General features: G+C 68.4%; 26 protein-coding genes and 1 pseudogene. 21 read left to right on the top strand and 6 right to left on the bottom strand.

The annotated features are described in order from the left end of the window. A pseudogene (locus tag VF194_RS03440) lies at nt 1-125 on the top strand (IS5/IS1182 family transposase); the annotation flags it as partial. A gap of 34 nt (nt 126-159) precedes the next feature. Here VF194_RS03440 and VF194_RS03445 read toward each other — a convergent pair. Beyond that, nucleotides 160-1,059 (bottom strand): DMT family transporter, encoded by a 900-nt coding sequence (locus VF194_RS03445; RefSeq protein ID WP_330888055.1) that lies wholly within the window; start codon nt 1,057-1,059, stop codon nt 160-162. Nucleotides 1,060-1,419: 360 nt separating this feature from the next. Here VF194_RS03445 and sppA point away from each other — a divergent pair, with 360 nt between their 5' ends. From sppA to VF194_RS03470, 5 genes are read left to right on the top strand one after another with little or no spacing between them, the layout of a single operon-like run. Then, nucleotides 1,420-2,349 (top strand): signal peptide peptidase SppA, encoded by a 930-nt coding sequence (gene sppA, locus VF194_RS03450; RefSeq protein ID WP_330888057.1) that lies wholly within the window; start codon nt 1,420-1,422, stop codon nt 2,347-2,349. A gap of 48 nt (nt 2,350-2,397) precedes the next feature. Beyond that, entirely contained in the window at nt 2,398-2,703 is a 306-nt protein-coding gene (gene ihfB / locus VF194_RS03455; protein ID WP_330888059.1) for an integration host factor subunit beta, read from the top strand. A 16-nt stretch (nt 2,704-2,719) separates the two neighbouring features. Beyond that, complete coding sequence (locus VF194_RS03460; protein WP_330888061.1) at nt 2,720-3,055, top strand: lipopolysaccharide assembly protein LapA domain-containing protein; 336 nt, start codon at nt 2,720-2,722, stop codon at nt 3,053-3,055. Nucleotides 3,056-3,091: 36 nt separating this feature from the next. Continuing rightward, the gene (locus tag VF194_RS03465) at nt 3,092-4,036 is read left to right on the top strand and encodes an ornithine cyclodeaminase family protein (RefSeq protein ID WP_330888063.1); all 945 of its coding nucleotides are present in this window, start codon (nt 3,092-3,094) and stop codon (nt 4,034-4,036) included. Next, a complete protein-coding gene (locus VF194_RS03470; protein WP_330888065.1) occupies nt 4,033-5,154 on the top strand; it encodes an FAD-dependent oxidoreductase in 1,122 nt (373 codons plus the stop codon). The genes VF194_RS03465 and VF194_RS03470 overlap by 4 nt, the downstream gene beginning before the upstream one ends. Before the next feature lie 3 nt (nt 5,155-5,157). On the opposite strand, the gene ddpX is transcribed toward VF194_RS03470, so the two are convergent. Continuing rightward, nucleotides 5,158-5,709 (bottom strand): D-alanyl-D-alanine dipeptidase, encoded by a 552-nt coding sequence (gene ddpX, locus VF194_RS03475; RefSeq protein ID WP_330888067.1) that lies wholly within the window; start codon nt 5,707-5,709, stop codon nt 5,158-5,160. A 56-nt stretch (nt 5,710-5,765) separates the two neighbouring features. Between ddpX and tsaB the strand changes: the two genes are divergently transcribed. The 4 genes from tsaB to VF194_RS03495 all read left to right on the top strand — a co-directional run bounded on the left by tsaB (nt 5,766) and on the right by VF194_RS03495 (nt 9,027). Next, nucleotides 5,766-6,971 carry a tRNA (adenosine(37)-N6)-threonylcarbamoyltransferase complex dimerization subunit type 1 TsaB gene (gene tsaB, locus VF194_RS03480; RefSeq protein WP_330888069.1) on the top strand — a complete coding sequence of 402 codons (1,206 nt, stop codon included), beginning with the start codon at nt 5,766-5,768 and terminating at the stop codon, nt 6,969-6,971. 117 nt (nt 6,972-7,088) lie between these two features. After that, nucleotides 7,089-7,514, top strand: a complete 426-nt coding sequence (locus VF194_RS03485) for a MucR family transcriptional regulator (RefSeq protein WP_330888071.1) — start codon at nt 7,089-7,091, stop codon at nt 7,512-7,514. Nucleotides 7,515-7,617: 103 nt separating this feature from the next. Continuing rightward, nucleotides 7,618-8,055, top strand: a complete 438-nt coding sequence (locus VF194_RS03490; protein ID WP_330888073.1) for a Fur family transcriptional regulator — start codon at nt 7,618-7,620, stop codon at nt 8,053-8,055. A gap of 66 nt (nt 8,056-8,121) precedes the next feature. Beyond that, nucleotides 8,122-9,027 carry a 1-acyl-sn-glycerol-3-phosphate acyltransferase gene (locus VF194_RS03495; protein WP_330888075.1) on the top strand — a complete coding sequence of 302 codons (906 nt, stop codon included), beginning with the start codon at nt 8,122-8,124 and terminating at the stop codon, nt 9,025-9,027. On the opposite strand, the gene VF194_RS03500 is transcribed toward VF194_RS03495, so the two are convergent. From VF194_RS03500 to VF194_RS03515, 4 genes are all read right to left on the bottom strand, one after another. Beyond that, the gene (locus tag VF194_RS03500; RefSeq protein ID WP_330888077.1) at nt 9,024-10,436 is read right to left on the bottom strand and encodes an FAD-dependent oxidoreductase; all 1,413 of its coding nucleotides are present in this window, start codon (nt 10,434-10,436) and stop codon (nt 9,024-9,026) included. The genes VF194_RS03495 and VF194_RS03500 overlap by 4 nt on opposite strands. Then, on the bottom strand, nt 10,411-11,583 hold the full coding sequence (locus tag VF194_RS03505) for a polysaccharide pyruvyl transferase family protein (RefSeq protein WP_330888079.1): 1,173 nt from the start codon (nt 11,581-11,583) through the stop codon (nt 10,411-10,413). Before VF194_RS03505 ends, VF194_RS03500 begins: the two co-directional genes overlap by 26 nt. Before the next feature lie 80 nt (nt 11,584-11,663). Beyond that, nucleotides 11,664-13,496 carry a tetratricopeptide repeat protein gene (locus VF194_RS03510; protein WP_330888081.1) on the bottom strand — a complete coding sequence of 611 codons (1,833 nt, stop codon included), beginning with the start codon at nt 13,494-13,496 and terminating at the stop codon, nt 11,664-11,666. 100 nt (nt 13,497-13,596) lie between these two features. Then, a complete protein-coding gene (locus VF194_RS03515; protein ID WP_330888083.1) occupies nt 13,597-14,346 on the bottom strand; it encodes a 2OG-Fe(II) oxygenase in 750 nt (249 codons plus the stop codon). A gap of 770 nt (nt 14,347-15,116) precedes the next feature. Between VF194_RS03515 and miaB the strand changes: the two genes are divergently transcribed. The 11 genes from miaB (at nt 15,117) to rimP (ending at nt 25,386) form a co-directional block, all read left to right on the top strand. Continuing rightward, nucleotides 15,117-16,490 (top strand): tRNA (N6-isopentenyl adenosine(37)-C2)-methylthiotransferase MiaB, encoded by a 1,374-nt coding sequence (gene miaB, locus VF194_RS03520; protein ID WP_330888085.1) that lies wholly within the window; start codon nt 15,117-15,119, stop codon nt 16,488-16,490. 41 nt (nt 16,491-16,531) lie between these two features. Then, nucleotides 16,532-17,638, top strand: coding sequence for a PhoH family protein (locus tag VF194_RS03525; RefSeq protein ID WP_330888087.1), 1,107 nt, complete (start codon nt 16,532-16,534; stop codon nt 17,636-17,638). A gap of 45 nt (nt 17,639-17,683) precedes the next feature. Further along, nucleotides 17,684-18,262 (top strand): rRNA maturation RNase YbeY, encoded by a 579-nt coding sequence (gene ybeY / locus VF194_RS03530; protein WP_414656070.1) that lies wholly within the window; start codon nt 17,684-17,686, stop codon nt 18,260-18,262. After that, nucleotides 18,259-19,146 (top strand): hemolysin family protein, encoded by an 888-nt coding sequence (locus VF194_RS03535; RefSeq protein WP_330888091.1) that lies wholly within the window; start codon nt 18,259-18,261, stop codon nt 19,144-19,146. Before ybeY ends, VF194_RS03535 begins: the two co-directional genes overlap by 4 nt. 46 nt (nt 19,147-19,192) lie before the next feature. Further along, nucleotides 19,193-20,758, top strand: coding sequence for an apolipoprotein N-acyltransferase (lnt, locus tag VF194_RS03540; protein WP_330888092.1), 1,566 nt, complete (start codon nt 19,193-19,195; stop codon nt 20,756-20,758). A 196-nt stretch (nt 20,759-20,954) separates the two neighbouring features. Continuing rightward, a complete protein-coding gene (gene metK / locus VF194_RS03545) occupies nt 20,955-22,169 on the top strand; it encodes a methionine adenosyltransferase (protein ID WP_330888094.1) in 1,215 nt (404 codons plus the stop codon). 2 nt (nt 22,170-22,171) lie between these two features. Next, complete coding sequence (gene trmB / locus VF194_RS03550; RefSeq protein WP_330888096.1) at nt 22,172-22,906, top strand: tRNA (guanosine(46)-N7)-methyltransferase TrmB; 735 nt, start codon at nt 22,172-22,174, stop codon at nt 22,904-22,906. Between the two features lie 29 nt (nt 22,907-22,935). Then, nucleotides 22,936-23,622 (top strand): hypothetical protein, encoded by a 687-nt coding sequence (locus VF194_RS03555; protein WP_330888098.1) that lies wholly within the window; start codon nt 22,936-22,938, stop codon nt 23,620-23,622. Nucleotides 23,623-23,686: 64 nt separating this feature from the next. Continuing rightward, on the top strand, nt 23,687-23,875 hold the full coding sequence (locus VF194_RS03560) for a CbtB domain-containing protein (protein ID WP_330888100.1): 189 nt from the start codon (nt 23,687-23,689) through the stop codon (nt 23,873-23,875). 49 nt (nt 23,876-23,924) lie between these two features. Continuing rightward, nucleotides 23,925-24,638, top strand: coding sequence for a CbtA family protein (locus VF194_RS03565; protein WP_330888102.1), 714 nt, complete (start codon nt 23,925-23,927; stop codon nt 24,636-24,638). A 229-nt stretch (nt 24,639-24,867) separates the two neighbouring features. Beyond that, nucleotides 24,868-25,386 (top strand): ribosome maturation factor RimP, encoded by a 519-nt coding sequence (gene rimP, locus VF194_RS03570; protein WP_330888104.1) that lies wholly within the window; start codon nt 24,868-24,870, stop codon nt 25,384-25,386. Nucleotides 25,387-25,392: the final 6 nt, after the last annotated feature.

Here is a 25,392-nt window from a genome sequence, read left to right on the forward strand (position 1 = left end):
ACCGCATCGAGCGCTTCTTCTGCCGCCTCAAGCAGTTCCGAGCCATCGCCACCCGCTACGACAAACGAGCCGACCATTTCGCAGCAGCCACAAAGCTCGCCGCCGCCATCCTCTCATACAATTGACGACACACCCTAGCGCGCGCTCGGCCGTTGCCGATCAGGCGCTGCGGGCGGCGCGCAGCCGCGGCAGCCTGCGCGCCAGCACCAGCAGGTTGCCCAGCAGGATGAGCGCCAGGCCGGCGAAGACGCGCGGCGTCCAGTGGTAATCCTCGGCGACGGTCGAAATCGCCAGCGCGACGATCGGATAGAGCACCGAGGAATAGGCGGCCCGCTCCGGGCCGATCCGGCCGAGCAGGGTCAGGTAGCAGCCGAAGCCGAGGATCGAGCCGACCACGGCCAGATAGAGCAGCGAGCCGGCATAGACCGGCGCGGCATCGAAGCCGAAAGGCCGGCCGGCGATCAGCGCGAACAGCGTGACGAAAAGGGCGCCATAGGCCATGCCCCAGGCATTGACCTGCAGCACCGGCAGGCCCTTCGCCTGGTTCTTCGCCGAGGCGATGTTGCCCAGCGAGGCCGAATAGGTGCCGAGCAGGCAGAGCAGCAGGCCCAGGCTGGCACCGCTGGAGGGATCGAAGGCGACGATGTCGGTCCAGAAGATCGTGCTGATGCCGGCAAGGCCGAAGGCGGCGCCGAGCGCGACCCGGCGGTCGAACGGCCGGCCGAGAAAGATGACGCCGTTGACGATGTTCATCACCACCATCATCGAGAAGACGACGGCGACCAGGCCGGACGGCAGGAAGTTGCTGCCGTGGTAGATCAGCACGAAATTGGTCGAGAAGAAGCACAGGCCCAGCAGCGCGATGCCGCGATGCTGGCTAAGGCTGAAGCGCAGCGGCAGGCGGCGGATCAGGCACCAGGCGAACAGCAGGGCGGCGGCCAGCCAGAAGCGGTAGGCGACCGAGACTTCCGGCGCGACCACGCCGAGCTGCAGCTTCACCGGCAGCCAGGTGGTGCCCCAGATGATGACGATGCCGAGATACAGCAGCAGGGTTTGCATGATGACGACCAGGGAGGGAACGGTTTCGCCGCCTGCTTAGGCCGCCCGCCGCGCGCATGCAATGAGGACAATGCGGGCAATCGCGGTCCGGTACGCCTTGTGCGAACCAGGCCCGTTCACAAAGATCGTCACCCTCGGGCCTGCCCCGAGGGTCCATGCGGCATTGCCGCGTCATAAGCGTTTCCGGGTGGCGGCGCGTCGGCACCGCTGGACCCTCGGATCGAATCCGAGGGTGACGATCGTTCGGGCATGTCCGCCGCCGCCACTTTAATCTCTCGGCCAATCTCCCGGCCTAATCTCGCGACCAGTCCGCCGGCCCATCCCTTGGCAAGCGCAGGGGCGCCGCTTAAGTTGTGGCCCATGGCCTTCGACACAGACGCCTGGCTGGAACGCCGCAAACTCGCCCGCCGCGCCAATTTCTGGCGCCTGATCGCCGTCCTCGCCATTCTCGTCGCCGTCATCGGCGGACTATACTGGCTCGATCCGGGCAACGTGATCGAGCGCCGGCAGGACCATGTCGCCCGCTTCGAGATTTCCGGCATCATCCATGAAAACGACTGGTGGATGGACAAGCTGCACGAGGCGGCCGACGACGACCGGGTCAAGGCGCTGATCCTCTACATCAACTCGCCGGGCGGCAGCACCTATGGCGGCGAGGCCCTGTTCACCGCGATCCGCAAGGTGGCCGAGCGCAAGCCGGTGGTGGCGGTGATCGGCACGCTCGGCGCCTCGGCCGGCTATATGACGGCGATCGCCGCCGATCGCATCTATGCCCGCGAAAGCTCGCTGACCGGCTCGATCGGCGTTCTGTTCGAGACGGCGGAATTCTCCGCCCTGCTGGCCAAGCTCGGGGTCAGCGCCGAGAGCATCGCCTCCGGCCCCCTGAAGGACCAGCCCTCGCCGGTCAAGCCGCTCAGCCCCGAGGGCCGGGCGCAGATCCGGCGCCTGGTGATGGAGACCTATGACTGGTTCGTCCGGCTGGTCGCCGAGCGGCGCCAGATGCCGCGCGAGCGGGTCGTGGCGCTGGCCGACGGCCGGGTCTATACCGGCCGCGCCGCCGTGGAAAACGGCCTGATCGATGCACTCGGGGGAGTTGAAGACGCGCGCGATTGGCTCGCGGAAAAGAAGGGAATTCCCGCCGACCTGCCGCTGCGGGACATCCCGCCCGAGCCGCCGCGCGAGGGCTGGGAGGGCCTGACCGGCCGCGCCTTCGCCGCGCTATTTGGAAAAAGCCTTTTAACCGAACGGCTTAAGCTTGACGGGCTGGTTTCACTTTGGCACCCTGAATAAATCCACAAGGGGGGCACCCGCCGCCACTGCTGCGCAGGGGAAAAGCCAATGATCAAGTCCGAGCTCATCAACCGGTTGGCCGAGCGTAATCAACATCTCACACAGCGTGACATCGAACGGATCGTCGGCACCATCTTCGACGAGATCGCCACCGCGCTGGCGCGCGGCGACCGGGTCGAATTGCGCGGTTTCGGGGCCTTTTCGGTCAAACGCCGGCCGGCGCGCACCGGGCGCAATCCGCGCACCGGCACCGCCGTCGAGGTGCAGGAGAAATTCGTGCCGTTTTTCAAGACCGGCAAGGAATTGCGCCAGAAGCTGAATCTGCCGGCGAAGCAAACCGCCGACGCCGAATAAGCCCGGGAGCGCCGTCATGCGCTTTGTGCGCGTTCTCATCGGCGCCCTGCTTCTCATCATCCTGATCATCTTCGCGGTGGCCAACCGGCAGACGGTCGGCGTCAGCCTCGATCCGCTGCCCTTCATCCTCGAACTGCCGCTCTATCTTCTGGTGTTCCTGGTGCTTTTCGCCGGCCTGCTGGTCGGCGCGCTGGCCGGGCGCTTCAGCGGCCTGGGCGCGGCGCGGCGGCGCGAGAGGCTTCTGCGGGCGAAGGCCCAGGAGGCGAAAGCCCAGGACGCGAAAATCCAGCAGGCGCAAATCCAGGCGATGCAGAATCGCGGCGGTCCCGCACCGCCGGCCCCGATTGTCTGAATCGTCCGAACGGCCCGGAACAGGCGGATGACAACGATGCGCGTAATCGAAGCGGCGAGGGTGCATGCCGCGCTGCCCTATGCCGGACTGATCGAGCGGCTGCGCGCGGCGTTCCGCCGCGGCGGCGAGGTGCCGCTGCGCAGCCATTTCCATATCGACGTGCCGGGCAGCGAAGCGGGCGGCACATTGCTGGTCATGCCGGCCTGGCAGCCCGGCCGCCATATCGGCATCAAGGCGGTCAGCGTCTATCCGGAGAATCCGCAGGCCGGCCTGCCCTCGGTGATCGGCACTTACGTCCTGTTCGACGCCAGGACCGGCGCGCCGAAGGCCGTGATCGACGGCGTGGCGCTCACCCTGCGGCGCACCGCCTGCGCCTCCGCCCTGGCGGCGAGCCATCTGGCGCGCGCAGACGCGCAGACCCTGCTGATGGTCGGCGCCGGATCGCTGGCGCCGCATCTGATCCGCGCGCATTGCGCCGTGCGCGCCTATCGCCGCATCGAGATCTGGAACCGCAACCGCGCGCGCGCCGAGGCGATGGCCGAAAAGCTGACCGACCTCGACGCGGCGATCGCGGTGGTCGAGGATCTGGAGACGGCGACGCGCGCCGCCGACACGATTTCCTGCGCGACGCTCAGCCGCGCGCCGCTGGTGCATGGCGACTGGCTGAAATCCGGCACCCATGTCGATCTGGTCGGCGGCTTCACGCCGCAGATGCGCGAGGCCGACGACGCGGCGATCGCGCGCGCCGCCGTCTTCGTCGACACCCGCGCCGGCGCCATGAGGGAGGCCGGCGATCTGGTGCAGCCGCTGCACAGCGGCCTGCTCAAGCCGGACGACATCCGCGGCGATCTCTTCGACCTGTGCCGCAACCAGGCCGCGGGGCGGCGCGGCGATCGGGAGATCACCCTGTTCAAATCGGTCGGCACGGCGCTGGAAGACCTTGCCGCCGCCGAGATGGTGGTGGAAGGCAGGGCGGCATGAAAACCCTGGTGATCGGCGGCGGCATCGTCGGCCTCTCCGCCGCCTGGGCGCTCAAGCGCGCCGGCGCCGACGTCACCGTGATCGAGCAGGGCCCGCTGCCCAATCCGCTCGGCTCCTCGGTCGATCAGCATCGCCTGATCCGCTACGCCTATGGCGCGCAGCGCGGCTATGTGCGCATGGTGCGCGAGGCCTATCATGCCTGGGAGCGGGTCTGGAGCGACCTCAGGATGCGGCTTTATGCCGAGACCGGCACGCTGATCCTGAGCGGCGCCAACGATGCCTGGGCCAAGCAGAGCTGCATCGCCCTGGCGGCGGAGGAGGTCGAGCATCTTGCCTTCGATGCCGAGATGGTCGCCGGCCGCTATCCGATGCTGATCGGCGACGATCTGTCGGATGCCTATTACTGTCCGTCCGGCGGCGTGCTGTTCGCCGAGGCGATTGTCGCCGCGCTGACCACGCATCTGCGCGAGCGCGCGGTCGCGCTGCTGACCGGCGCGAAAGCGGTCGCCATCGACGCCGCCGCGGCGACGGTGACCCTGGCCGACGGCAGCCGGCTTGCGGCCGACCGCCTTCTGGTCGCCGCCGGGCCGTGGACGGCGCAGCTGCTGCCCGATCTTGCGCCGCTCTCGCGGTCCTCGCGCCAGGTGGTGGTGTATCTGACGCCGCCGGCCGAGCTGGCCGCCGCCTGGCATGCCGCGCCGATGCTGCTCGAAATCGGCGAGGCCAAGGGCTTCTACCTGGTGCCGCCGCGCATCACCCGCGACGGCATGCGCACCGGCCTGAAGATCGGCGATCACCGTTTCGGGCCGACCGCCGATCCCGGCGGCGAACGCCTGCCGCGGCAGGACGAGATCGACGCGATTCTCGCCAATGCGCGCCATCGCATCGCCGGCCTGGAACGCTATCGCGTCGCGCAGGCCAAGACCTGCTTCTACGATGTCGAGGCGGACGAACGCTTTCAGCTGCGCCGCCTGGGCCCGCGCGCGCTGGCGCTGTGCGGCACCTCGGGGCATGGCTTCAAGTTCGGCCCGGTGCTGGGCGAAAGGATCGCCGCCGTCCTGCAGGACAAGGCCGAGTTCGATGCCGCGGCCCGCTGGGTGGCCGGGCATGGCGCGTGAGGGTCACATCATCCCGGTGCCGGCGGCTTCATCCGACAGCAGCGGAAAGCGGCGCGGCTGGAACAACTGGTAATGCCACCATTCATTGCGGTAGAAGTCCCAGCCGGCGGCGGTCATGATCCCGAGCAGCAGGGCGCGGTTGCGCTGCTGCTCCGGCGCGATGTCGAGCGCGCCGTGGAAGGCGCGCGGCGTGAAATCGTCGAAGCCGGTGCCCATGTCGAGTTCGCGGCCGGCCGCATCGACGAGGGTGAGATCGACGGCCGCGCCGCGCGAATGCGGCGAGCCCTTGCGCGGATCGGCGAGGAAATTCGGATCGGGCGTATGATGCCACAGAGCCCAGGCCGCCTCGGTGGGGCGGAAAGCGTCGAAGATTTTCAGCCGCAGGTCCATCTGCGCGGCGAGGGCGATCGCGCGCTGCAGCAGCCCGGCGGCCTCTTCGTTCAGATAGCAGGCGGCGCGGCGATAGATCGGCGCGCCGGTGAAATTGTCGGCGCCGGCATAGCGCAGGTCGAGCAGCACCTCGAAAGCGGGCGGCGTGATGTCAATCAGCCTCATGCGGCGGGCCCCGGCAGGACAATGGCCGCTTCCTCCTATCATTGCGGGGCGACGCCGTGAAGCTGCTGGCGCTCGATACCGCGCTGAACGCCTGCTCGGTCGCCATCGTCGAGGATGGCCGGCTGCTGGCCAGGACCGTCTCGCCCGGCGGCAAGGGCAATGCCGAGCGGCTGCTGCCCGTGCTGGAAGAGACCCGCGCGGCAGCGCGCATCGGCCTGATCGAACTGGACGGCATCGCGGCGACCATCGGGCCGGGCTCGTTCACCGGCATCCGCACGGCGCTGGCCACGGCGCGCGCGCTCGGCCTGGCGCTGAACCGGCCGGTCTGGGGCGTCACCACCACAGAAGCCCTGGCGATGGCGGCGGCTGGCCCGGGCCGCGCCGTCGTCGCCGTAATCGATGCGCGCCGCGGCGAGGTCTATATCCATGGCTTCGCCCCGGCCGCGCATGGCCTCGGCGCCGCCCTGAGCGAGCCGCGCCTGCTGCGCCTTGACGATGCCGCCGCGCAATTGCCGGCCGGGCCGGTGACGCTGGTCGGCAGCGGCAGTGCGCTGCTGCGCGATGCGGCGGGACGGGACGACATCGTGCTGTCGCCGGCCGCTCCCGATCCCGATCCGGCGATCGTCGCCCGGCTCGCGCTGACGCAGGCAAAGCAGCAGCCGGCGCCGAAACGGCCGCCGGCGCCGCTTTACATCCGCCCGCCCGACGCGGCCTTGCCGAAGACGGCGCAGCCGCGCGCCCGGCTCGCCATCGCCATCGCGCCGGGCGGCCCGGACAGCGCCGCCGCCCTGGCCGAGCTGCATGACGACGCCTTCGGCAAGGCGCATGGCCAGGCGGTCGGCGAGGTCTGGACCGCCGGGCAGATGACGACGCTGCTGGAAATGCCCGGCACCTTCTGCCTGATCGCGCGCAGCGGCGATCAGCCGGCCGGCTTCCTGCTGCTGCGCCGCGCCGCCGACGAGGCCGAGGTGATCACGCTGGCGGTGCGGCCCCGGCTGCAGCGGCTCGGCGTCGGCCAGGCGCTGATGCAGGCCGGCCTGCAGGCGCTGGCGCGGCAGGGCGTCGCCGCCTGCTTCCTCGAGGTCGCCGAGGACAATGCGCCGGCCCGGGCGCTGTATGACCGGCTCGGCTTCCGGGAGGTCGGCCGCCGCCCGGGCTATTACGAGCCGCTGCCGCCCGGCCCGGATGGCGGCGCGGAAAAAGCCGCCCGGCCGCGAAGAAATGCGATTGTCATGAAAATACCGGTTGCCCCGGCAAATTGACGGTCGCAAAATGTTTCGCGGCAATTTACTGGATTAACCGAAATACTTTGAAATATACTTGCGGCGGCCGAATAATACTTGGCCGTTTTTCTGCCGGACCGGGAAAGGGCATCGGTGATGGGCGATACCGCCGACAAGTCGGAACTGCTGGCGCTGACGGCCGAGATCGTCGCCGCCCATGTCTCCAACAACCGGCTGGATGCCGGCGATCTGCCCGGCCTGATCCGCAATGTCTACGGCACGCTGGCCGGCATCGACGGCCGCGCCGGCGCGGCGGCGCCGAAGCTGGCGGAACGGCCGGCGCCGGCCGTCTCGGTGAAGAAATCCGTCACCCCCGATTACATCGTCTGCCTGGAAGACGGCAAGAAGCTGAAGATGCTCAAGCGGCATCTGATGAGCCATTACAATCTGACCCCGGAGCAGTACCGCGAGCGCTGGGGCCTGCCGCCGGATTATCCGATGGTGGCACCGAATTATGCCTTGCATCGTCAGGTCTTGGCGAAGAAGATCGGCCTCGGCAGGGGGCGCCGTCGCGGCCGGTGACGGCAGCCGGGGAGGACCCGGTAGGCGGCGCTGGGTCTTGCCTGACCGGCCATACTGGGATACGTCGCCGGTCAGGATGGATTGACAGAGAGGATCCCGGCGCATGAGCAGCCGCCTCGAACAGCTTTGCGAACAGCTCGGCATGCGCATGACCGACCAGCGGCGCGTGATCGCCCGCGTGCTCAGCGCCGCCGACGATCATCCCGATGTCGAGGAACTGCATCACCGCGCCGCCGCGATCGACCCGCGCATCTCGATCGCCACGGTCTATCGCACCGTGCGCATGTTCGAGGAGAACGGCATTCTCAGCCGCCTTGATCTCGGCGATGGCCGCGCGCGCTACGAGGAGATGCCGGAATCGCATCACGACCACCTGATCGACACCCGCAGCGGCAAGATCATCGAGTTCAACGATCCCGAACTCGAAGCCCTGCAGGAGAAGATCGCCGCCCGGCTCGGCTACAAGCTGGTCGATCACCGGCTCGAACTCTTTGCCGTGCCGCTGGGCGACGGCGGCGAGCGCAAGAAGAGCAAGAGTTGAACCCGCTGCCCGCAGACCAGGCCGGACCAGGATCGCCCGTGACCGATAAGCTGTGATGGCTGGCCGATGATGACCGCCCGGGCGATCGCCACGCTCGTCCTCTTCATGGCGTGGACGCTGCTGCTGATTCCGGTGCAGATGCTGCTGATCAAGATCGGCAGCCCGTGGATGCGCCTTTTGCCGCATCTCTATCACCGCAGCGTCGCCTGGCTGCTGCGGCTGAAAATCCGCAAGCTGGGCGAGCCCTCGACGGCCGGGCCGGTGCTGTTCGTCAGCAACCACATCTCCTGGCTCGACATCGTCGCGCTGTCGGCGGCGCTGCCGGCCAGTTTCATCGCCAAGCGCGAGGTCGCCGACTGGCCCTTCTTCGGCACGCTGGCGCGGCTGCAGCGCACCGTCTTCGTCGACCGCAACAACCGCCACCGCACCGCCGCGCATCGCGACGAGATCGTCGAGCGGCTGGAGGCCGGCGACAGCCTGATCCTCTTCCCGGAAGGCACCTCCTCGGACGGGCTGCGCATCCACAATTTCAAGTCCGCCTTCTTCGGCGTCGCCGAACAGGCCGTGCGCGGCCGCCTGCCGATCGTGCAGCCGGTCAGCCTCGGCTATTGCCGGCTCAATCACATGCCGGTCGGCCGGCGCTGGATGCGCATCTTCGCCTGGGTCGGCGACGAGGATCTGGTGCCGCATCTGTGGCGCTTCCTGAAATCCGGCCCCAGCGAGGCGGTGGTCGAATTCCACCAGCCGGTCACCATGGCCGAATTCGCCTCGCGCAAGGGCCTGGCCGCCTGGTGCCATCAGCGCGTGCTGGAAGGCCTCAGCGACATCAATGCCGGCCGCGCGCCCGGGCGCCGCACGCCGCCGCAGGTCTTCGCCGGACCCAGGCCGCCGGCGCAGGGCCCGTCGATCGACGGCCTCGCGAACGGCGACAACGGCAATACCGCCGACAACGGCAATACCGGCCAGCCCTAGACGATCGCGCCCTGGCGGCGCAATTCGTCGCGCACGCGGCGCGCGGCGATGGCGCGCGGCGGCCGCGCATCGCGGGCGGCGAAAGCGGCGCAGACGCCGGCGGCCTGGCCGGTCGCCATCGCCGTGGGGGTCACCCGATAGCTCGAATGCGCCTCATGCGTGCCGCTGATGCAGCGGCCGGCGACCAGCATGGTGTCGACATGCCGGGGCAGCAGGCAGCGCAGCGGCACCTCGTAATACGCGCCGGGCGGCAGGCGGCGCAGCACGGTGCCGGCGCCCTGCGGATTGTGGATGTCGATCGGATAGCTCGAGCGGGCGATGGCGTCGTCGAACTTGCGCGCGCCCAGCACGTCGTCGGCATTCAGCGTGTAGTCGCCGAGGATGCGGCGCGTCTCGCGCACGCCGATCTGCGTGCCGCTCTGCGCCACATAGGCATCCCGGAAACCCGGCACGTATTGGCGCAGGAACCGCATGATCTGCGTCATCTGCCGGCGCGCCTCGCCCTCGGCGCGCGACAGGTCGAACACATCCGTGCCCAGCGCGCCGGTCACGCGGGTCGAGTTGACCGACAGCTCGCGCGGATGCGGCGTGGCGAAGAACAGAATGTCCTCGCGCGGCAGGTCGAGTTCGCCCTCGCGCGTCGCCTGTTCGACCAGGTCCCACAGGCCATGCACGCCGCGCCACTGGTCGGGATGCGCCCGGATATATTCCGTGAACGCCGCGCGGTCGAAATCGACGATGCGGAACATCAGGGTCATCGGCTGCACCAGATGATCGCTCTCGCGTCCGATCTGGAATTCCGCGCCGGCTTTCGCCGCCAGATCGCCGTCGCCGGAGCAATCGACGATGCATCCGGCGCGGATCAGCAGCGGCCCGCTCTTGCTTTCGAAGACCACGCCGCAGCTTGCGCCCTCCTCGTTGCGCCAGACATCGTTGGCGAAGGCATGCAGCAGGATGCGCACGCCGGCCTCTTCCAGCGTCTCCAGCGCCACGGTCTTGTAGATCTCCGGATCGAACGGAACGGTATAGCCGGTCGCTTCCGTCGGCGGCAGCGCGCCCTGCGCCTTCAGCAGGTTGCGCAGGAACACGTCCAGCGCGCCGGCCACCACCGGATCACCGGCGCCGTGATCCTGCGGCAGCAGCCGGGCCGGATCGGCCTGCTGCGGCGCCGCGCGCTGCGTATGCCAGGACATCAGCGGATTGACCAGGGCGACGGTCGGATTGCCGCCGAGGAAGCCGAAGCGCTCGGCCAGCAGCACGTCGGCGCCGGCCCAGGCCGCGCCCATCGCCGCCGCCATGCCGGCGGGGCCGCCGCCGGCGACCAGCACGTCGCAGTCGGCGACGACGCGCGCCTGGCGCGGCCGCAGCGTCACCGTCTCGGCGTCAGAAGGACAATGGAGGGTTGGCAAGATCTTCTCCCGTCTGGATCGAGGGCATCGAGTCGGCGCCCGGGCCGCGGCCGATGATGCCGAGGGCATGCAGCGGCGTGCGGCGCGCAAGCTGCTCCAGCGCCGGCAGGCGCTCGGCGACGCGGGCCAGATGGCTGCCGCGGTCGTCCCACATACGGTCGAGCGCGGCGAGGAAGCTGCCCGTGCCGTGCTCGCCGAGCTGCATCGAATCGCGGATGCCGAGGCTGGAGACCAGGTCCTTCACCTTCGAGGCATAGGGCAGGGCGACGAAGGGCGTGCCGGTGCGGGCGGCGAAGATGAGGAAATGCAGCCGCAATCCGGCGGCGAAGGCGAAGCGGCCGACCAGGCCCATGATCTCGCGCGGATGATAGTCGCCGCGCAGCACATGGGCGTTGCCCGACTGCTCCATCAGGGCGATCACCTGATGGATCTCGTTGCGGTCGACCTTCTCCATCGGCACGAAGACCGCGTCGGCATCGTAGCGCTGCACGCAGAAATCGGCGATCTCGGCCACCACCTCGTGATAGCGCGCGCCTTCCAGGCCGGGCGCCGCGCCGCCGCGCTCGCGCACCGAAAAGCCGATCAGCGGCCGCCCGGCCGGGATGCTTTCGCGGCCGAGCATCGCGTCGGTAAACGGCAGCGGTTCGAGCAGCAGCACCGGATCGGCGGTGACCTCGACCGGCACCGAGACGCCGATCTCCTGGCAGAGCCGCTTGGCGCTGACCTCGCGCACGGTGATGCCGGCCATGCGGTTCAGCCCGTCGCGCACCGCCGCGCGCTCCTCCGCGTCGCTCAAGGGGCCGATGCCGACGGCATAGGCGAAGGTCGGGACGCCCAGCTCATGGGCGATCTGCACCTCGCGCAGATAGACCCGCGCCTCCGTGTCGTAGAGGATGCCGCCGCCGCCGAGCAGCAGGATGTCGAGCCGCCGGATTTCCGGCAGCACCTGCTCGCGCAGCGCGGTGCGCGCGTTGATCGTGCGCTCGACGTCGTGCCGCGCCCTGGTATGTTCGGCATTGCGCGAAAACACCACGATCTCGACGGCGGGTTCGAGCGCGCGCAACTGGCTGACAAGCGAGGCGAGGATAGCCTCATCGCCGAGATTGAGGCCGCCATAGGAGCCGATGATGCCGACCACCGGGGGCATGGTCCTTCCCTTTTGCATGCTCACATGACGCAGAAAGGCACCACGGATGGATAGGTTCCATCCTCGGATGCGCGGGCGGTCTAGAGCGGCGGCAGCGCGATATGCTCCGGCGGCAGGCCCCGGCGATGCCGCGCCCAGATCGCCTCGTAGGCGGCTTCCAGATTGCGGGCGATGCGCGGCGTGTCGAATAACGGCATTGTCAGACGGTTGTCATGCAGGCGCCGGCGCAGGGCGGCAAGCGCGGCGCGGTCGTTGCCCAGCCGGATCGCCGTGGCGATGTAGTCGTTCAGGCTGGCGGCGGCGAGTTCGGGCAGGCCGATTGCATGCAGGATGCTGCCGGCGACGCGCGACTGGAAGCTTGCGCCCGCCAGCGTCAGCAGCGGACAGCCGGCCCACAGACTGTCGCTGGCGGTGGAATGCGAACCGTATGGATAGGTGTCCAGCACCAGGTCGGCGGCCTGATAGCGCGCGAGATACTGATCCTGCGGCAGGCCGGCGGCGAAATGCAGCCGGGCCGGATCGAGGCCGTGCTTTTCGGCTTCCCGGCGCAGATTGGCGGCGGTTTCCGGATAAGGCGCATAAAGCCACAGAACGCCATGCGGCACGGCGCGCAGGATTTCCATCCAGGCGGCAAACAGCTTTGGCCGGATCTTGACCGGCCGGTTGAAGCAGCAGAACACCATCGCCTCGTCCGGCAGGCCGTAGTCGCGGCGCGGCAGCGGCCGGGCGATCGCGCGCTGGCGGTTGTTCGGCTGATAGCAATGCGGCAGCCGGATGATCTTTTCGGCATAGCAGCCTTCGGCGCCGGCCGGGATCACGAAGGGATCGGCGATGATGTAATCGATGAAGCCGCCGCCGATGCTGCCCGGATAGCCGATCCAGTCGAGCTGCAGCGGCACCAGCCGCTGCGACAGCAGATCGCAGAACGAGCCGATGGTGTGGCCCTGCAGGTCGATCAGGATGTCGAGTTCCGCCCGGCGGATCGCCGTTTCCAGCTCGCTGCGGTTCAGCCCGTGCAGATCGACGAAGCCGTCCATGGCGGCGTAGCGCCGGCGGATGTCGCTGTTGTCGTCGCGCGCGGTGGACAGCACCAGCACATCGAAGCGGCGGCGGTCGTGGCAATCGAACAGGTCCGCCATGATATGGCCGACGGCATGGCCGCGCAGGTCGTCGCTGAGATAGCCGATGCGCAGCCGGCGCGTCTCTTCCGCCGCAGGCCTGGGCCGGACCTGCGGCAGTTTTTCCGCCCGCAGCGGCTGCGGCCCGGCCCGCCGGCGCCGCTCGATCAGATGCGCGGCGCGGCGCCCGTTCCAGTCGTTCAGCAATGCCGGATCGTCGATGAAGAAGGTGAGCGGGAAGGGGCTGACCGATTTTCCGGGCGGCGCGGCCCGCAGCGCGGCGGCGAGCGCGCCGTCCTCGTCGCCTTGCCAGCGGCACAGCATGCCGGCGGCGAACAGCCGGCTGATCTGCATGTCGAGCGACAGGGCTTGCGCGGCGGCGGCCATGTCGAAATCGGCCAAGGCTTCGGCATAGCGGCCGGCATCGAACAGCGCCGCGGCGCGGCCCTTGCGCGCCTCGACTTGATCCGGCATCGCCTGCAGCGCCCGGTCGAAATGAGGCAGGGCGTCCTTGGCGCGCCCGAGCCGGTACAGGCAGGTGGCCAGGGCGAGCGACAGCTTCGGCGACGGCGCGAGCGCCATCGCGCGTTTGAGCAGCGGATAGGCATCGGCATGACGGCCCCGCTGGCTATGCAGAAGGCCGAGCAGGGACAGCGCCTCGGCATGGTCGGGCCATGCCGCCAGGACGGTCTCATACAGCGCCGCCGCCTCGTCGAAGCGGCCCGCGCGGTGCAGCTCGGTTGCCGCTTGCAGGGCGTCGGCCGCTGCGTCCGGCTGGATGGGGGAGGGCGCCATGCATGCCTCGGTCAAAGGCGCAGCATAGCGGCGCGAATCTTTAAGATTCCCTAGCGCATTGGCGGGCGGCGCGCCCGCCCCGTCAGTGCGCCCTGCCCTGTCAGCGCGCGTCGTGGAAGATGATGCCGAGGGTATGGCGCTGGCCGCTGACGAGCCGGCTGACGCCGTGGCGCATCGTCACCCGATAGATGCCGCGCGTGCCTTTCATGGGCCGGTGATGCACCGGGAAGATCACGCCCTCGCCCTGGCGCAGCGGCACCACCTCGGCGCGCGACTGCATGCGCGGGCGCTGCTCGGTCAGCACGAAGGCGCCGCCGGTGAAATCCGCCCCCGGCGCGGACAGCAGGATGGCGACCTGCAGCGGGAAGACCTCGTCGCCGTACAGATCCTGATGCAGGCAATTGTAATCGCCCGGCCCGTAGCGCAGCAGCAGCGGCGTCGGCCGTACCTGCCCGGCGGCATGGCATTGCTTCAGATAGGCCTCGTGACGCTCGGGATAGCGCGCATTGAGGCCGAGCAGCGCGTTCCAGCGGTTGGCGATGGCAGCCAGGGGCGGATAGAGCGCGGCGCGCAATGCGGCGATCGGCGGCGGCAACGGATAGGCGAAGTATTTATATTCGCCGCGGCCGAAGCCATGCCGCGCCATCGCCACGCGGCTGCGGAAACGCGCCTCGTCGTCATACATGGCCGCGAGCGCACGGCATTCCGCCGCGCTCAGCAGCGGGCCGGTGGTGGCGCAGCCATGCTCGTTCAGCGCCGCCTCGATGCCGAACCAATCCAGAGCGGCCCAGTCGAGGGCCGGCCGGTCGAGGGAGAGGCCGGTGGCGGTCGCGGCGTCAGCGTGTTGCAATGGCGCATGTGCGGTCATGCTCCGGATATAACCCGCGGCCGCGCCGCTGGCTTCCCGCTTCTTGCGATGCCGCGACTGGTGATCCGGCCGCCGGCCAGGATTGGCATTTATTCCTACATGATGTACTTTATATAATCCAGGACCGGCGCCTCCGGCCCGGGCCCGTCGGCGATCGTTGTCGAACATTGTGCATCGGAGAGACCGGCCCGGCGGTCCATGGACGGCGCGGCCAGGTCATGGCGTCACAGGCCGGGCGCCGCCGCCGGAGGACCCCGCGATCTGCAGCGGTCATCACCGGTCGCTGGCGGTCCAAAACGGTCCCAAACCGTCAATAGCGGTCGCCAGCGGGCACCAATGGTCACGAACGGTCGAAATTGGGCCTGCCTGGGCCGGGCGGGGCATGACGATGATGCCGGATCGGATCGGCCTCTGCCCGGCATTCCGTCGGCGTCGAACCGGCATCGAACCGGCAGCCTATTGGCACCGAACTGGCGCCGCATTGGCCGGCTATTGGCCGGAATGGGCTGCAATTGGCTCGCAACAAGCGCCGCAGCACGCCCGGCCTGCTCGCACGGGCCGTTCACCGGCCATTCTAAGTCCTTGATCTTCATACGAAGAATCCGCCGTCCGGCGCGGCCTGCCCGTTTGCGCCGCTTGATTTAGCCAGGCGGCACGCTTACCTTGGGGTCATCGGTTTACCTTCGTCATAAGGAGCGTCTGGGGCATCCGGCCGGTCGTTTGCGGCATGGCTGCCCCGCTGAAATTCGGACTTGGCCAAGAAGCTGTTCATCAAGACTTACGGCTGCCAGATGAACGTCTACGATTCCGCCCGCATGGCGGACGTGCTGGCACCCCTGGGATACGCCAAGACCGAGACGCCCGATGACGCCGACATGGTGATCATCAATACCTGCCATATCCGCGAAAAGGCCGCCGAGAAGGTGTTTTCCGAGCTCGGCCAGTGGCGCCTGCGCAAGCAGGAAGCCCGGCAGGCCGGCGGCGAGGTGACCATCGCCGTGGCCGGCTGCGTCGCCCAGGCCGAGGGCGAGGAGATCATCGCCCGCGCCCCCTTCGTCGATCTGGTGGTCGGGCCGCAGGCCTATCACCGCCTGCCCGAATTGCTGGCCCAGGCCGAGCGCAGCCGCGCCAAGAAGACCGGCAGGGGCCGCGGCATTTTGGATACCGAATTCCCGGTCGAATCGAAATTCGACCATCTGCCCGAACAGGTGGCGACGCCGCCCGGCCCGGTCGGCTTCCTCGCCATCCAGGAAGGCTGCGACAAGTTCTGCACCTTCTGCGTCGTGCCCTATACGCGCGGCGCCGAATACTCGCGCCCCGCCGCCGCCGTGATCGCCGAGGCCGAGCGGCTGATCGCCGCCGGCGCGCGCGAGATCGCGCTGCTGGGCCAGAACGTCAATGCCTGGCATGGCGAGGGGCCGGACGGCGCGACATGGTCGCTCGGCCGGCTGCTGCGCGAACTCAACGAGCGGCACCCGGATCTGCGCTGGCGCTATACCACCTCGCATCCGCGCGAGATGGACGACGATCTGATCGCGGCGCATGGCGAATTGCCGGGCCTGATGCCCTTCCTGCATCTGCCGGTGCAGTCGGGCTCGGACAGCATCCTGCGCGCGATGAACCGCGGCCATCGCGCCGAAGATTATCTGCGCATCGTGGAAAAGCTGCGCGCGGCGCGGCCGGATATCGCGCTCAGTTCGGATTTCATCACCGGCTTTCCCGGCGAGAGCGACAGGGATTTCGAAGCGACCCTGCAGCTGGTGCGCGACGTCGGCTTTGCCTCGGCCTATTCGTTCAAATACAGCGCGCGGCCCGGCACGCCCGGCAGCCTGATGCCCAATCAGGTGAGCGATGCCGTCAGCAGCGAGCGGCTCTACGCGCTGCAGGCCCTGCTGCAGGAACAGGCCACTGCCTTCAACAAGGCATCGCTCGGCCGCGAACTCGAGGTGCTGTTCGACCGGCCCGGCAAGCATGCCGGCCAGCTGCTCGGCCGTTCGCCCTACATGCAATCCGTCGTGGTGAACGAGCCGGGATTGGAGATCGGCGATCGCGCCCTGGTGACGGTCACCGGGGCTTCCGCGAATTCCCTGTCCGGCGAGATCGCCGGCCAGCGCGAGGCGGCGTGACGCGGGCGCGACGCAAAGACGTGCCGAAACCTGAAAGGCCGATGCCTGTGAGCGATGCGCGCGGACCGGAGCCTGCCGGTCAACCGACCGTCCTGGAATTCGACGACAACCGCCTGGTGGCGCTTCTGTTCGGCGAGCATGACCGCCATCTCGCCCGCATCGAGCAGCAGCTCGGCGTCTCGGTGACGCCGCGCGGCAACCGGCTGATGATCAACGGCCCGGAAGCCAGCCAGGCCAATGCCCGCCAGGTGCTGACCGAGCTTTACGGCCGGCTCGAAGGCGGCCGCATGATCGAGATGGGCGATGTCGACGGCGCCATCCGCATGGCGCAGGCGGAAAAGAGCCCGGCGGCAAGCCCGCAGACCCAGGGAGGTCCGATGAACGCACCGATGACGGCCAAGGCCCGCGAGCGCGGCGCCGCACCCGGTGACAAGCCGCTGCCCGAGGGCGCGGTGCGCACCACCAAGCGCCTGATCATCCCGCGTTCGCCGACCCAGAAGCAGTATCTCGCCGAGCTGAGCCGGCACGAGCTGGTCTTCGGCCTCGGCCCGGCCGGCACCGGCAAGACCTATCTGGCGGTGGCGATGGCGGTCTCGATGCTGCTGGAAGGCCGCGTCGACCGCATCATCCTCTCGCGCCCCGCCGTCGAGGCCGGCGAGCGGCTCGGCTTCCTGCCCGGCGACATGCGCGAGAAGATCGATCCCTATCTGCGCCCGCTATACGATGCGCTCTACGACATGCTGCCGCCCGAGCGGGTGGTGAAGGGCCTGGAAAGCGGCGAGATCGAAGTGGCGCCGCTGGCCTTCATGCGCGGGCGCACGCTGTCGAACGCCTTCGTCATCCTCGACGAGGCGCAGAACACCTCGCCGGTGCAGATGAAGATGCTGCTCACGCGCCTGGGCGAGAATTCGCGCCTGGCGGTGACCGGCGATCTGTCGCAGATCGACCTGCCGATCGGCGTGCCCTCCGGCCTGCGCCATGCGCTCGACATCCTCGAAGGCATCGAAGGCATTTCCTTCGTGCGCTTCTCGGAAAAGGACGTGGTGCGCCATTCGCTGGTCACCAAGATCGTGCGCGCCTATGCCCAGCACGAGCAGGAACTCGGCCTCAGCCGGCCCGATTCCAACGGCCGCCCGCCGAGACGCTGAAAGGGCGCCAGCATCATGTCCGACGGTCCGAGTAGCCGATCTCGCATCAGCATCGATATCCGCATCGCCGCCGGCCCCGCCGCCGCGGCCTGGCGCAAGGCCCTGCCCAACCCCGCCGCGACCCTGCGCAAGGCCGTGCGCGCCGCGCTGCGGGCCGAACTGCCCGGGACGGCCGAAACCGCGCTCAGCATTCTGCTCACCGACGATGCCGAGATGCAGAAGCTGAATGCCGGCTGGCGCGCCAGGGACAAGCCGACCAATGTGCTGTCCTTCCCCGCCGAAGCCGTGATCGATCCGGCCAGGCCGCCAGCCTATCTGGGCGACATCGCGCTCGGCCTGACCACCTGCCGGACCGAGGCGAAAGAGCAGGGCAAGCGGTTCGCCGATCACCTCGTGCATCTGACCGTGCATGGCGTGCTGCATCTCATCGGCTACGACCACATGACCGGGGCGGAGGCCGCGGCGATGGAGCCGCGCGAGGTGGAAATCCTGCGCGGCCTGGGTATTGCCGATCCGTATCGCCTGCCGGTCCGCAAGAAGACGACGAAGAAAGCCGTGAAGAAGACAGTGAAGAAGACGATCGCCGGGAAGAAAGCCGCGGCCGCGCGGCGGAGGGCGGCATGAGCGAGCATAACGGCAGCAGCCGCGCCTCGTTCTGGAAACGCCTGCTCAATCTGTTGCGCGGGCGCGACGGCGAAGAAAGCCTGCGCGAAAGCATCGAGGAATTGCTGGAGGAGCATGCCGGGCTGCCGACCACGCCGGAGGAGACGGCCGAACGCGCGCTGCTGCGCAACGTGCTCGAAGTCGGCGAATTGCGCGTCGGCGAAATCCGCGTGCCCCGCACCGACATCGTCGCCGTGCCGCACGAGATCGGTTTCGCCGATCTGGTCAAGATGCTGATCGAGGCCGAACATTCCCGCCTGCCGGTCTATCGCGGCACGCTGGACGACGTGATCGGCATGGTGCATGTCAAGGACGTGCTGCCGTATCTGGCCGGCCGCGAGGGCTTCGCCATCGAGAAGGTCATGCGCAAGCTTCTCGTCGTGCCGCCCTCGAAATCGGTGCTGAACCTGCTGCGCGAGATGCGCGATACCCGCATCCACATGGCGATCATCGTCGACGAATATGGCGGCGTGGACGGCCTGGTAACCATCGAGGATCTGGTCGAGCAGATCGTCGGCGAGATCGACGACGAGCATGACGAGGCCGAGGGCGCGCTGCTGATCGAGCGGCCGGACGGCGTCTACGAGGCGCATGGCCGCTGCCCGATCGAGGATCTGGAAGAGAAGCTCGGCCGCAAGCTGATCGATCCGGAAGAGGACGAGGAGGTCGATACCGTCGGCGGGCTGATCGTCGCCCATATCGGCCGCGTGCCGCAGCGCGGCGAATTGATCGAGCATCCGGCCGGCCTCGCCTTCGAGGTGGTCGATGCCGATCCGCGCCGCATCAAGCGCGTGCGCGTGCGCCGGCTGCCGCCCGGGCAGCCCGACACCGCCGACGCCGCGTAATACATGACGCCTCTGTCCGCAGCGGCGGCAAAGGTGAGGGCAGCCGATGATCCGCCTCGATAAGATCGTCGCGCGCCTGCAGGGCCTTGCCGGCTGGCGGCGCTATCTGCTCGCCACCGTTTTGGGCGCGCTGCTCGCCGCCGCGCAGGCGCCGCTGTTTCTCTGGCCGCTGGCATTCGTCGCCCTCGTCGCGCTGCTCTGGCTGAACGACAAGGCCGGCCAGGGCCGGCGTGCGCTGCAGACCGTCTATCTTTTTGCCTATGGCTATTTCGTCGCCGGGCTGTATTGGATCGGCATCGCCTTCTTCGTCGATGCCGAACGCTTCGCCTGGCTGCTGCCGCTGCCGGTGCTGGGCCTGCCGCTGCTGCTGGCGCTCTTTCCCGCCGGCGGCGCCTGGCTCGGCTATCGCCTGGCCGGCAATGGCGGCCCGTGGCGCATGCTGCTGTTCGCAGCCGGCTGGACGATCGGCGAATGGCTGCGCAGCTTCGTGCTGACCGGCTTTCCCTGGAACCTGATCGCCTATATCTGGGCCGGCTGGCCGGCGGCGATGCAAACCGCCAGCGTGATCGGCAGCCACGGCCTGGGGTTGCTGACCCTGCTGGCCGCGGCCGGACTGACGCTGGCGCTGCAGCCCGGCGCGTCGCGCCGCTATCGCCTCGTTGCGCTCGGCCTGCCGCTGGTGCTGGCGCTGAGCATCGGCGCCGGCGCGCTGCGGCTGCGGACCGCGACCGATGCCACCGTGCCCGGCGTGCAGCTTCGCCTGGTGCAGCCGAGCCTGCCGCAGACGCTGAAATGGCGCGACGATCTGCGGCAGAAGAATCTGCAAAGCCACATCGACCTGACGCTGGCGCCGGGCAAGGCCGCGCCGACGCATGTCATCTGGCCGGAAACCGCCGTACCCTATCTGCTCGACGAAGCCGACGGCTTGCGGCAGGCGCTGGGACGGCTGGTGCCGCGCGGCGGCGCGCTGATCACCGGCGCGATCCGCCGCAGCCATGACGAGCAGCAGCGGCTGGTGCTCTACAACAGCCTGTTCGTCCTGGATGACGCCGGACATATCGCGGCCCGCTACGACAAGCAGCATCTGGTCCCGTTCGGCGAATACCTTCCGCTGCGCAAATGGCTGCATCCCTTCGGGCTGGATGCGCTGGCCGCCGGCAGCGTCGATTTCTCCGATGGCGGCCCGGTCGAGGCGATCCGCATCCCGGGCCTGCCGCTCAGCCGGGCGCTGATCTGCTACGAGGTGATCTTCCCGGACGAGATCGTGCCGGGCGCCATGCCGCGGCCCGGCCTTCTGCTGAACATCACCAACGATGCCTGGTTCGGCCTCTCGTCGGGGCCGTATCAGCATTTCGCCGCCGCCCGCATGCGCGCCGTCGAGCAGGGCCTGCCGCTGGTGCGCGCCGCCAATGACGGCATCAGCGCCATCGTCGATTCCTATGGCCGCGTCGTCGGCCAGCTCGGCCTGGAAGCCGTCGGCGTGCTCGACGGGCCCCTGCCGGCGGCGCTGCCCGCGCCGACGCTCTATGCGCGGTTCGGCGACTGGCCGGCCCTTGCCCTTTGCCTGCTGCTGGCGCTCGTCGGCTTAAGCCGCAAATCGCTTGTGAAATAGCGCCGCGCCGCGGCTGTGATCATTCTGGACAGGCGCCGGAAATCCGTCCGGTCACGGTATTGCCCTTGACCCCCGGGATAAGCTCTGCGAAATAACCAGACTTTCGAAATTCCCAATTCCGGCGTGCGCCAAGCGCCGGTGCGGGACGAAATAAAACAGCTTCAGGCCGGTTGGCGCGGCCTTGAGGAGATACCACGTGGCGCGTTCCTCTTATCTTTTTACCAGCGAATCGGTTTCCGAAGGCCATCCCGACAAGGTCTGCGACCGCATTTCCGATTCGATCCTCGATCTCTTTCTCAAGGAAGATCCCCATGCCCGCGTCGCCTGCGAGACGCTGACCACCACCAACCGGATCGTCATTGCCGGCGAGGTGCGCGGCCCGCAGAGCCTGGTGTCGAAATCGGGCAAGCTGAACAAGAAGAAGATCGAGGACGTCGCGCGCAAGGCCGTGAAGGATATCGGCTACGAGCAGAACGGCTTCCACTGGAAGACCGCCAAGGTCGATGTCCTGCTGCACAGCCAGTCGGCCGACATCGCCGCCGGCGTCGATGCCGCCGGCAACAAGGACGAGGGCGCGGGCGATCAGGGCATCATGTTCGGCTATGCCTGCGACGAGACGCCGGAGCTGATGCCGGCGCCGATCCAGTATGCCCATAACATCCTCAAGCTGATGGCCGAGGCGCGCCATAGCGGCAAGGAGCCGCTGCTGGGTCCGGATGCCAAGAGCCAGGTCACGCTGCTTTACAAGAACGGCAAGCCGACCCGCGCCACCGCGATCGTCGTCTCGACCCAGCATGCCGCCAAGGACAAGAAGGGCCGCGAGCTGGAATCGGGCGACATCAAGCGCATCGTGCGCCCCTATGTGCAGAAGGTGCTGCCCAAGGGCTGGATGTGCGATGACGAGCATTTCTACGTCAATCCGACCGGCCGCTTCGTCATCGGCGGCCCGGACGGCGATGCCGGCCTGACCGGCCGCAAGATCATCGTCGACACCTATGGCGGCGCCGCGCCGCATGGCGGCGGCGCCTTCTCGGGCAAGGACCCGACCAAGGTGGACCGCTCGGCCGCCTATGCCGCGCGCTATCTGGCCAAGAACGTCGTCGCCGCCGGCCTGGCGCAGAAATGCCTGATCCAGCTGTCCTACGCGATCGGCGTGTCGCATCCGCTGTCGGTCTATGTCGATACCTTCGGCACCGGCCGGGCGGACGAGAACAAGATCGCCAAGGTGCTGCAGGAACTGATGAGCCTGTCGCCGCGCGGCATCCGCGAGCATCTCAAGCTCAACCGGCCGATCTACGCCCGCACCGCAGCCTACGGCCATTTCGGCCGCAAGCCGGAGAAGGACGGCGGCTTCTCCTGGGAGAAGACCGATCTGGTGAAGGATCTGAAGTCGGCCTTCAACCATCGCTAATTGTGTCTGACGACGAGTCTGCGGCCGCGCCCCGGAAAGTCTTTGGGCGGCGCCTGATCTACGGGCGCCGGCGCGGCCGCAAGCTTTCGCCGACCCGCGAGAGTCGTTTCGAGACCTGGCTGCCGCGCGTCGGCTTTGCCTTGCCGCCGCCGGATCGGCCGCTCGATCCGGCGACGCTGTTCGGCGCGCCGAAACAGGCCTATTGGCTCGAGATCGGCTTCGGCGACGGCACGCATCTGTGGACGCTCGCCCAGCAGCATCCCGAGATCGGCTTCATCGGCGTCGAGCCCTATCTGCACGGCGTCGCCAAGCTGGTCATGCGCATCGCCGACGCCGCCGAAGCCGGCGGCTATGCCGACAACATCCGTATCCTGACCGACGACGCGCGGCTGCTGCTCAAGGCCTTGCCGGACGCTTCGATCGCGCGCGGCTTCGTGCTGTTTCCCGATCCCTGGCCGAAGAAGCGGCATAACTGGCGCCGCATCGTCAATGCCGAGACGCTGGCCGACTGGGCGCGGCTGCTCCCGCCGGGCGGCGAGCTGCGGCTGGCTACCGACGTGCCGGATTATCAGCGCTGGATGCTGCGCCATGTCCTGGCCGAACCCCGCTTCGGCTGGCTGGCCGAGCGCAGCGCGGATTGGCGGCAGCGGCCCGCGGATTGGCCGGCCAGCAAATACGAGCAGAAGGCCATCGCCGCCGGCCGCCGGCCGCAGTATTATCGTCTGCGCCGCAACTAGCGTAACGCAACAAGCGAAGGGAAGGCCGCATGGCGGTTCGCCTCGGTGTCGCCGCGGTGATGGCGGCCGTCATGGCCACGCTGGCCGTGCTGATCGTGCGGGCCATCATCGACCCGCCGCAGGGCGGCGATGTCGCCAGCCGCGAAGCCTTCCTGTTCCAGACGATCGCCGTCGGCGTGATTGCCGGGCTGGGCTATCAACTGGCCTTCCGCTGGCGCGGCCTGCCCGGCTATGGCGGCGGCCTCGTCTGGGGCGCGGCCGGCTTCATCGCGGTCGTGCTGGCGCCTTTGCTGTCGCTGCCCGGCCAGCCTGCCGGCTTCGTGCCGGTCAGCGATGGTGGCGCCCTGCTGTTCTGGCTGTTCACCGTGGCGGTCAGTATCGCCGGGCTCGGGCTGCTCTGGGCCGGCAGGGGGCGCCGGCGGCTGCTCGGCATCGCGCTGCTGCTGGCGCCGCCCCTGATGGCGCCGACGCCGTCCTGGCAGAACCCGGCCGATCCCTCCGACCTGCCGTCTTCCGCCGATCTGTCCCGTTCCGGCATGCCGCCCACCGACATGTCTGCCGCCATCGCCGATCCGGCCGCCATGGCGGCGGCGCACCAGCCCGGGCTGATCCTGGGCCTGACGCTGCTTTTCTGGCTGCTGCTGGGCGGCTTCTCGGTGCTGGCCGCCCGCCGCATCGTTGAGTCCGGGCCTGGCGATCCCCGTTCCGGCCCATGACAGGCGGCCGAGATTGCGCCATTATCGGGCGCGAAACGATTCGGAATAAAGGGAGAGTTCGGCCATGCAGGCGAAGACAGCGACCACGAGCCTTCAGATCGCCGGCAGCCGCAAGGCATCGGTGCTGCTGCAGGTCGGCCTGGCGGCTTTCCTCGGCCTCTTCCTGGTCTGGGGCGTCGGCTTCTCGCCGATCGCCGCCATCCATAACGCCGCGCACGATACCCGCCATTCCAACGGCTTTCCCTGCCACTGACGGCCCTGCGCTGACGGCCCTGTACCGACGACACTGGGGAGGTTAGCCGATGGCCCTGTTTCGCAGAATCTTCTGGGTCGCCGCCCTGGGCGGATTGCTGGCCGGGCTGATCGCCACGACGATTCACCAGTTCGGCACCGTGCCGCTGATCCTGCAGGCGGAAGTCTACGAAACCGCCGCGGCCGCGGCGCCGCATCAGCATGCGGCGGATCAGCCGGCGCATGAGCATGCAACCCTGAGTGATCACCACCATGACACAGAGGCCTGGGAGCCCGAGGACGGCCTGGAGCGCACCGGCTATACCGCTTTGGCCGACGTGCTGACCGGGATCGGCTTCGCGCTGCTGCTGGTCTGCGCCTATGTCCTCAGCGGCCGCGAGATCGGCTGGCGGCAGGGCCTGCTCTGGGGGCTGGCCGGTTTCGCCGTCTTTACCCTGGCCCCGGGCCTGGGGCTAAAGCCGGAATTGCCGGGCACGATGGCCGCGCCGCTGCTGGAGCGCCAGATCTGGTGGTTCGTCACCGTGGCGGCCACCGCGGCCGGCTTGGCCATGCTGGTTTTCGGCCGCCGCCCCTGGCTGGCCGCGGTCGCCGTCGCGCTGCTGGTGCTGCCGCATCTCTATGGCGCGCCGCAGCCGGAAATCGAGCATAGCGCGGCGCCCGCTTTGCTGCGCGAGCAGTTCATCCAGCAGGCCTTCGCCGCGAATCTGCTGTTTTGGGCGGCGCTGGGCGTGCTGACCGGCTATTTCTATCAGCGCTTCCGCTGAGCGGAGCGGCCGGCCGAGGCGGTCGAGAGGCTTGCAATCATTGAATTTGTCGCTATAACAGCCTCCACATTGCTGGCCTGATCCAAGGTCGATCAGGGAGTTTGGAAATGGGCCGGCGCGGCCCATTTTTCGTTTGAGCAATGTTTCGTTTGGGCCGGGCTTGGTCCGGACCTGCCGGCCTGCCCGAAGTCAATCGGAACAAGCTGTTGGAAGGAATCGACGCCGACACATGGATACGGCCGAGCGGATCGCGACGATGATTGCGCCCACCCTGGAGGCCATGGGCTTCCATCTGGTGCGCGTGAAGCTGATCGGCGCGCAGCGGCCGGTGCTGCAGATCATGTTCGAGCGCGAGAGCAGCGCGCCGCATGACGGCGGCATCACCGTGGAGGATTGCTCCGAGGTCAGCCGGGCGGTCAGCGCCATCCTGGATGTCGAGGATCCGATCAGCGGCGCCTACCGCCTGGAAGTCTCTTCGCCCGGGCTGGACAGGCCGCTGACGCGCAAGCATGACTACGAGCGTTTCAAGGGCTTTGCCGCCAAGCTCGAATTGGGCCGTCCGCTGGCTGGCCGCAAGCGGTTCAAGGGCCGCCTTGCCGGCATCAGCGGCGAGGCCGTTTTACTGCGTGACGAGGAAACCGGGGAGGAGCAGCATCTGCCCTTTGCCGAGATCGCGAACGCGAAACTGGTCGTCACCGACGATCTGATTGCCGCCAGCCTGGCGGGCCGGCCGGCGCCGGTGAATTGAGAAGAC

This window comes from Ferrovibrio sp. (assembly GCF_036381655.1).
Taxonomy (GTDB): domain Bacteria; phylum Pseudomonadota; class Alphaproteobacteria; order Ferrovibrionales; family Ferrovibrionaceae; genus Ferrovibrio.